At 41.3% G+C, this 6,818-nt stretch carries 11 protein-coding genes and 1 tRNA gene; 10 read left to right on the forward strand and 2 right to left on the reverse strand.

Features of this window, described 5'->3' with window-relative positions:
- The 5 genes from HWQ37_RS00410 to HWQ37_RS00430 all read left to right on the forward strand — a co-directional run.
- On the forward strand, nt 1-348 hold a 348-nt coding region (locus HWQ37_RS00410; protein ID WP_292742569.1), incomplete at its 5' end, for a hypothetical protein.
- Between the two features lie 90 nt (nt 349-438).
- Nucleotides 439-693, forward strand: a complete 255-nt coding sequence (locus tag HWQ37_RS00415) for a type II toxin-antitoxin system ParD family antitoxin (protein ID WP_292742570.1) — start codon at nt 439-441, stop codon at nt 691-693.
- Nucleotides 694-793: 100 nt separating this feature from the next.
- On the forward strand, nt 794-1,183 hold the full coding sequence (locus tag HWQ37_RS00420) for a hypothetical protein (RefSeq protein ID WP_292742571.1): 390 nt from the start codon (nt 794-796) through the stop codon (nt 1,181-1,183).
- 90 nt (nt 1,184-1,273) lie between these two features.
- Entirely contained in the window at nt 1,274-1,522 is a 249-nt protein-coding gene (locus HWQ37_RS00425) for a type II toxin-antitoxin system ParD family antitoxin (RefSeq protein ID WP_292742572.1), read from the forward strand.
- A 5-nt stretch (nt 1,523-1,527) separates the two neighbouring features.
- Entirely contained in the window at nt 1,528-1,845 is a 318-nt protein-coding gene (locus HWQ37_RS00430; RefSeq protein WP_292742573.1) for a type II toxin-antitoxin system RelE/ParE family toxin, read from the forward strand.
- A 64-nt stretch (nt 1,846-1,909) separates the two neighbouring features.
- Here HWQ37_RS00430 and HWQ37_RS00435 read toward each other — a convergent pair whose 3' ends face one another.
- Together HWQ37_RS00435 and HWQ37_RS00440 are read right to left on the reverse strand one after the other, a co-directional pair.
- The gene (locus HWQ37_RS00435; RefSeq protein WP_292742574.1) at nt 1,910-2,710 is read right to left on the reverse strand and encodes a Uma2 family endonuclease; all 801 of its coding nucleotides are present in this window, start codon (nt 2,708-2,710) and stop codon (nt 1,910-1,912) included.
- A 64-nt stretch (nt 2,711-2,774) separates the two neighbouring features.
- The gene (locus HWQ37_RS00440; protein ID WP_292742575.1) at nt 2,775-4,001 is read right to left on the reverse strand and encodes a tetratricopeptide repeat protein; all 1,227 of its coding nucleotides are present in this window, start codon (nt 3,999-4,001) and stop codon (nt 2,775-2,777) included.
- A gap of 346 nt (nt 4,002-4,347) precedes the next feature.
- On the opposite strand from HWQ37_RS00440, the gene HWQ37_RS00445 reads away from it, so the two are divergent.
- The 5 genes from HWQ37_RS00445 (at nt 4,348) to HWQ37_RS00465 (ending at nt 6,093) form a co-directional block, all read left to right on the forward strand.
- Complete coding sequence (locus tag HWQ37_RS00445) at nt 4,348-4,938, forward strand: chromophore lyase CpcT/CpeT (protein ID WP_292742576.1); 591 nt, start codon at nt 4,348-4,350, stop codon at nt 4,936-4,938.
- Nucleotides 4,939-5,118: 180 nt separating this feature from the next.
- A tRNA-Cys gene (locus HWQ37_RS00450) sits at nt 5,119-5,189 on the forward strand.
- A 21-nt stretch (nt 5,190-5,210) separates the two neighbouring features.
- On the forward strand, nt 5,211-5,411 hold the full coding sequence (locus HWQ37_RS00455) for a hypothetical protein (RefSeq protein ID WP_292742577.1): 201 nt from the start codon (nt 5,211-5,213) through the stop codon (nt 5,409-5,411).
- 93 nt (nt 5,412-5,504) lie between these two features.
- Nucleotides 5,505-5,771 (forward strand): hypothetical protein, encoded by a 267-nt coding sequence (locus tag HWQ37_RS00460; RefSeq protein ID WP_292742578.1) that lies wholly within the window; start codon nt 5,505-5,507, stop codon nt 5,769-5,771.
- Nucleotides 5,761-6,093, forward strand: coding sequence for a hypothetical protein (locus HWQ37_RS00465; protein ID WP_292742579.1), 333 nt, complete (start codon nt 5,761-5,763; stop codon nt 6,091-6,093). The genes HWQ37_RS00460 and HWQ37_RS00465 overlap by 11 nt, the downstream gene beginning before the upstream one ends.
- Nucleotides 6,094-6,818 lie beyond the last annotated feature (725 nt).

The raw sequence follows: 6,818 nt of genomic DNA on the forward strand, positions 1-6,818 counted from the left end.
CGTAGGCGATCGCCTTTTACAATTGGAGTGTTAATTGTATTTACCTCTATGAACTTTCCTCCCCAACTCCAACAAAAGATTGAAAAATGGGCAACTAGTCAGGGAATTTCGACTGAGCAATTTATTTTGCAAGCTATTGCAGAAAAAATTGACACGCTGAGTCAACAAGTCACTGAAGAACATACTCAACAAAACTCTGAGATAGCGAATGTAACGCCCCTTAACCAACCAAACATTTATCGAAAGGAAGGGATTTTAGTTGTAGACGCAGAATTACCAGAAAACTTTGATGTTAATGCCTTTATAGATGAATTGAGAGAAGAACGCATTCAGGATCAAATAGCTTGATGAAAGTCTTGTTTGATACTTCTGTCTTAGTTCCCGCATTAATTGTCAGTGATAAGATGGAAAAAATAGTTCTACCTCACTGCCAAGGTTATGAGTAACATTAATATTTCCTTGCCTGAGTCGATGAAAGCCTTTATTGAGAAACAAGTGGCTCAAGGTGGCTACGGTTCAATTAGCGAATATCTACAAGAGTTAATTACTCAAGACCAAAAACGCAAGATGCAAGAACAGATAGAAGAACTTTTAATTGCAGGACTTGAAAGTGGAGAGGCAATAGAAGTTAATGATCAATGGTGGCAGCAAAAACGCACGCACTTGATAAACCAGCTGCATCAAGAGAAATAATGACAAAGCGGATAGTCATTACACCCAAAGCCAGTTTAGATATTGATGAGTCTTTTGTTTACATTGCCCAAGAAAACCCCGAGACGGCTTTTTTTATTTTTTGACGCTTTTCATCAACAACAGCGCGATCAACTCACTCTACCGTAGGCGATCGCCTTTTACAATTGGAGTGTTAATTGTATTTACCTCTATGAACTTTCCTCCCCAACTCCAACAAAAGATTGAAAAATGGGCAACTAGTCAGGGAATTTCGACTGAGCAATTTATTTTGCAAGCTATTGCAGAAAAAATTGACACGCTGAGTCAACAAGTCACTGAAGAACATACTCAACAAAACTCTGAGATAGCGAATGTAACGCCCCTTAACCAACCAAACATTTATCGAAAGGAAGGGATTTTAGTTGTAGACGCAGAATTACCAGAAAACTTTGATGTTAATGCCTTTATAGATGAATTGAGAGAAGAACGCATTCAGGATCAAATAGCTTGATGAAAGTCTTGTTTGATACTTCTGTCTTAGTTCCCGCATTAATTGTCAGTGATAAGATGGAAAAAATAGTTCTACCTCACTGCCAAGGTTATGAGTAACATTAATATTTCCTTGCCTGAGTCGATGAAAGCCTTTATTGAGAAACAAGTGGCTCAAGGTGGCTACGGTTCAATTAGCGAATATCTACAAGAGTTAATTACTCAAGACCAAAAACGCAAGATGCAAGAACAGATAGAAGAACTTTTAATTGCAGGACTTGAAAGTGGAGAGGCAATAGAAGTTAATGATGAATGGTGGCAGCAAAAACGTACACACTTGCTCAATCAGATGCATCAATAAAAATAATGACAAAGCGAATAGTCATTACACCCAAAGCTAGTTTAGATATTGATGAGTATTTTGCTTACATTGCCCAAGAAAACCCCGACACGGCTCTTTTGTTTTTTGACTCTGTAAGAGAAACTTTTGCACAGTTAGCAAGAATGCCTGGAATGGGTAGCCGTTATCCTTTGGATAATCTTCGTTTACAAGGTTTGCGTAAATGGGCTGTTAAAGGATTTAAAAAGTATCTAATTTTTTACTTTGAGCGAGATGAAAGCATTGAAGTTGTGCGGATTCTCTATGCGGGACAAGATATAGAAAGGATTTTAGAACAGGATTGAGATAGATTAGCGATCGCTTGTATGATTGCGTTGATGGAGCGATCGCTAAAACAAACCTCACAAATCATACATCATTTTGAGCTTCTATCTCAGAGACGTTCAAACCTGTTAACTTCGCTACCTGTTCTACTGTCATCCCAGATTCAAGTAAGTTGCGTGCAGTTTGTAATAACTGCGATTCTGCATTATCTGCCCTTTGGCTTTCTTGTTCCGCCCTTTGGCGTTCTTGTTCTGCCCTTTGGCGTTCCTTTTCTTCAGGAGTTGGTAGCAATTCTCCTGCCAAATTTGCCCAGCGTAACCAAGTAGCATCAATACCTTTATAACTTCCCTGCCACAACTGCAATCCTAACCCTAAAGATTGACTCACTAACTGATTTTGAGCATTGACTGCAATAGGTTGATAAGCTCCTTTCTCATTAGAGAAACCAGCAAAATCATTAGGGTTAAAGGGGTCATACCAGAAATATTCTGGTACACGCATTTGATTTTGATAAATTAGCTTTTTCTCATTTTTGTCTGCTTGGGCTGTGCTGTCAGAAAGCAACTCAATAACCACATCTGGTGTTTTTCCCTCTTCCCAAACTACCCAACTGCGACGTTCTCCTTTCGGGACTCCCAACACAGCAAAAAAGTCTGGCCATTTAAAGTCTTTGTTTCGCACCTGGGCCAGACTGTAGTAAACAAACATATTACCGCCGATAAACCCATCCTCTCGTTCTTCTAACCAAGGTATCACAGCATCGATCAGCAAATCCATCTGGGCTTTGTGTCGCTGGCTTTCCATTGGGATACCGTCATCATCGGGTAATTCGGCTTGGGTGGGTGGGAGTTGAATATCTGGTGCAGCTAGGGTAGTTTCTGACATAGCTTTTCACCTTTTGGGTTAGCGTGGCGGGTATTTTTATATTAAGCGATCGCAGAAATTTCAGTTAATTTGCTTTCGACAGTTTTGCAATTTGCCCAGTGAAGTATGCTTCTTCATGTTTGAGTTGTTGCGCCAGTTTTAACCCTTGTTGAAAAGCTGTTAATGCTTGAGGAAATTCTTTGCGTTCTAGATACAATTGCCCAATTTGGTCGTAAGCTTGCATCATTCCGTAAAAGTTGGCAGCTTGCGCCTGTATCTGCACCAGAATTTCGCTAGCTTGCAAAGCCTCCTCTGTTTGTCCTTGGGAACGATACAGCGCAATTAACTTCTGCAAAGCATCGCCAGCCCGAACGTACTCCTTTAATTGCCAAGCAGTGGTATAAGCTTCTTGATAATTTTTAAAAGCTTCTAGTAGCAAGTTAGGATCTTTCTTAGCTAGAGATTCGTAATCGGAAGCGATCGCTAGCTTTAAATCTGGTATTGCCGTAAGATTATTTTCATTGACGTAAATTTCTGCTAGTTTATTAAGTACATTCAACGACTGCTGCGGTTGGTTTGTCTGCTCGTAAATATCAGCCAGTTGTTGCAGATATGTTACCTCGTTGACGTGATCGCCAAGAGATGTAGCTAAACTCAACAATTCCTCGTAGATTGGCGCAGCTTTGCGATAATCAAACCAACTCAAATGCAATTCTCCAAGCGTCTTGAGGGTTTCTAATACTGCTGCTCGATCTTGTTGTTGTCGCACCACTAGCAAAACTTGGTCGTAAGCTTCTATAGCCAGTTTAGACGATCGCACATTTTTGTAAGCTTCACCTAGCGATCGCCACAATTCTAGATCGATTGGGGCAGTTTTTTTCTGAGATTGCGTTTGCTTTTGAATTGCTTGCAATCTTTCGGTAATATATTGTACTTCTTGTGCGTCGTTTTGCTTCCAAGCGATCGCGCCAACTCGTGATAATGCTTGTACCTCTGCTAATGAACCTAAAAAGCGCCGCAAACGCAGTTCTCGGTTCCAAATTTCAAAGGCCGCAAGCGGTTCACCTGCTTGTAGTTTCACCGCCGCTTCTTGATTTAACGCATCTAACGCTGGTTCTAACTTTTGCCGTTCTTGGGGAGTTAACGGCTGTTTATCTTTAGGCGATCGCGGTGACAGTGGATCGGGTGTGGTAATCTCTAGAGGGCTAGGAGGAAATTTATCAGGTGGTTTCGGCGGTTTACTCTCTGCCAGTGTTAAGGAATTGCTTAAGAGTATAGTGGCAGTAGCGATCGCAATTAAGTGCCTGAGCATGGATACTTTACTTTGCCTTGAGTGAGTTACATGAGATAATTAGCAATTATCCCCATGCCTATTATTGACTAACTATTCTCCAGCTTTTCTCCAGCTTTACAAGAAAAGCCTACCTGAGAGCTATGCTGACTTTTCGCGTTATCTAGAAAAGCCACGAAAAACTAACCAACCTACACAAGGTAAGTCTGTTACCCAGAGATAAAGCTTGTTTTCCTCGTCAATTCTGTATTTTGTATTCTGAATTCTGCTGTAATTTAAAAATTGCGATCGCAACCAGGATTTTTGAGTCAGGGGAGTGTCAAAATAATCCTAGATCATATTTAAGTAAATAGTCGATCCTTTTGTAATGACTCATTCTACTGATATCGCCACCTTAGCTCGCTGGATGGCAGCTGACTTTAGCAATCAAGAACAAGCTTTTGAAAATCCGCCTTTTTATGCTCATATCCGCGTCTGTATCCGTCCTCTTCCCTTAGAGTTGTTCTCCGGGGTAAGTTTGTTTCTCGAACAAGCTTATGATTTTATGCTCAATCAACCCTACCGGATGCGGGTAATGAAGTTGATTCCAGCAGAAAACCACATTGCAATTGAACACTACACCGTTAAAGAAGAACAAAAATTTTACGGTGCATCTCGTGAACCCGAACGCCTCAAAGAGTTGTCTGTTGAGCAATTGGAAAAAATGTCGGGTTGCAACATGATTGTAGAGTGGACAGGTAAAAGCTTCAAAGGCAGAGTTGAACCTGGTAAAGGCTGCATAGTGGTTCGTGATGGCAAAAATACTTATCTGGATAACGAATTTGAGATTGACGCTAAAGAATTTTTCAGCCTTGACCGGGGAAGGGATTTAGACACCGATGAACGTCTTTGGGGTTCTATCGCCGGCCCATTTCACTTTCTGCGTTGGGGTAGTTTTGCCGATGAAGTAAAGGTGTAATAAGTCAACTTGCGATCAGAATTTTCTAGCGATCGCTTAAAGACTACCAGAAACATCCAGCTAACCCACTATCTCTACCTCAGAATCCTATGCTATCATGGTTTAACTAGCGCCCTATGGCTACTAAATGTCTACTAAAATACCTTAGAAACATTAAAGTAGTTGAGGGTATCTTGCTGTGGCGGCATAGCCAAGTGGTAAGGCAGAGGTCTGCAAAACCTCCACCCCCGGTTCAAATCCGGGTACCGCCTTAAGGCTTTCAGCCTTTTAGAATGATCAAAAACAAACAAACTGGGGTAAATGATATTCAAAGTGATATTCAAAGCCCCAGTTTACCCTTAAACATCCGACGGGTTAACCCTGTTTGCCTCTGTTTGCCATATCTGACTGACCAATATTACCCCCAATGTCTCAGCGATCGCCTCAGATGCTTAGTAGCTAAGTGGTTTAATGTTATGGGCTATGAAATATAAGTAAACCTGATAGGGATAGCCTGAAAGTGCAGATTATCCTGATATTTTCATATTGACTAAATACCCATAAGCAATGCATTTGGGATACCTGATATGAAAAAGAAGATACAAGATAAACAGTATGCAACTCGGATGAAGGAATCTACTCTCCTATGGTTAGAACAGGAAAGTCAAAATAGTGGGCAGAGTGTAGCTGAGTTAATCCGGGAAGGTATCGAGATGTTAAAGAAGTCTCGGATTACTCAGGCGGTTAAGCTAACTCTGGCAGACATAGAAGATCCCTCAGAGTTATTGTTGGCGCTTAAGAACCTGCGAAAAGAGATAAGCCAGAAGATAAAAGAGGGTAGCGATGACAAATAATAAGCCCTGTGTGGTTAAGGGACTACCAGAGGATATCCGGACTACTGTAGATGACCAGATATCTAAGGGGATATCTGCCCCATCTATATCCCGATGGCTAGTAAAGCAAGGGTTTAAGGTTACTCCCAGACAACTGAACAACTACAAGGAAAGGACAGCCCCCAAAGTATCCCTAAACACATCTAAAGACTCTTTTTATACCCCCCGTGATTCAGAGGCTCAGTTGATGCGATCGGCGCGAGATATGTTACTCAGTAATGCTAATGAGCTTAATAACAGTTTTAAGAATACTGGGGACTATTACTTATTACTTATTACTTAAAGAACGCGAAAAATAACTTTTCTCACTGCAAATTTTACTCAGCAAGGATTGTGCATGATTTTTTAACCCCTGAAAAGGTACAAAATCAACACCCTAGTCGCTATCTCCCTGCTTCAAAATTATTGCATTAATTAATTTTTCTATTTTCAAATTCTGAATTATCTGAATTTAGTAAAAAGGTGCGATTCGTTGTTTAGTGAATCACGGTAGCCAGTCCGTACATAACTAAGCCAACCCGACAGCAGATTACTGTCATTAAGGGCTGAACTCTCGGTCAGATGCAAGTGTAAGTCTTGCCATTCAGACTCAGAATTGACTCCTTATCTGCCCACACCGAACAAGCTCGGTTCTTGTAGAGTGAAACTGGGAACAGGGCGCAATCAGACGACCGTTGCGGGTGGACACTGGCGCTAACAGGGAGTTCTTACGGTGAAATATAGCCTAAAAAAGCAACCCACTAAAAGGCAGGGCGCAACAAAAACCCCCTGACCTCACTAGAGTTCATTCCCGCCGTACTTCTCTTTTTATAGCGGCAAGAGTCCAGGGAATCTAGTGGTTGAATTAGCTACACCTAATGGAACAATCAATCTCTCCGAGGGAACGAATAAAAACGAACTGTGGGTCTTGAGACAGTCGAATCTCAGGTAGACCAGACGAGCGGATTAATCCCCACAATTCGGGTAGGACAGACCGTAATTGGTCTGAGGTGTTCAGAATACACAAAC

Source organism: Nostoc sp. NMS4, from assembly GCF_017115095.1.
In the GTDB taxonomy this organism is placed as follows: Bacteria; Cyanobacteriota; Cyanobacteriia; order Cyanobacteriales; family Nostocaceae; genus Nostoc.